This window comes from Bradyrhizobium sp. CCBAU 11357 (assembly GCF_028128865.1).
In the GTDB taxonomy this organism is placed as follows: Bacteria; Pseudomonadota; Alphaproteobacteria; order Rhizobiales; family Xanthobacteraceae; genus Bradyrhizobium.
In genome coordinates this window covers 1-584 of sequence record NZ_LBJW01000029.1, presented here as the reverse complement: position 1 = coordinate 584, position 584 = coordinate 1, and the positions used below count along the sequence as shown (strand labels likewise).

Genomic DNA, 584 nt, shown 5'->3' with positions numbered 1-584 from the left:
CGACCGTGAGCGATGCCGATGGCGTGCCGGCCACCGTCACCTATCAATGGCAGCAAAGCACGAACGGCACCACGTGGAGCAACATCACGGGCGCCACGGCGAGCACACTGACCCTCGGGCAGGCCCAGGTCGGCAGCTTCGTACGTGTCACCGCCTTCTACACGGACCAGTTGGGCAGCAGCGAGACCCCGGTGAGCGCCGCGACCGCCACCAAAGTGGCCAATGTCAACGACGTCGGTGTCGTCACGATCAATGGCACGGCGACCCAGAACCAGACGCTGACGGCCAGCGTCACGGATCCCGACGGCGTCCCGGCGAGCATCACCTATCGCTGGCAGAGCAGCCCCGACGGCACCACCTGGACCAATCTGTCCGCCACCACCGCGAGCCTCACCCTCGACAGCAGCCTGGTCGGCAAGCGGATCCGGGTGAATGCCACCTATACGGATCTGCTCAGCACCAACGAGAACGCAACCAGCGCGGCCACGGCGATCGTTGCAGCCGCCAGTGCCACCACCACCCTGTTCACCACCCAGACGCCGGCCAACACCAATGCCACCGACGGAATTGGGGCGGATTATGAG

1 pseudogene is annotated in these 584 nt (G+C 65.8%); it reads left to right on the top strand.

Going from position 1 to position 584, the window contains the following annotated elements:
• Positions 1 to 584 (top strand): annotated as a pseudogene (locus XI05_RS08915) (hypothetical protein); the annotation flags it as partial.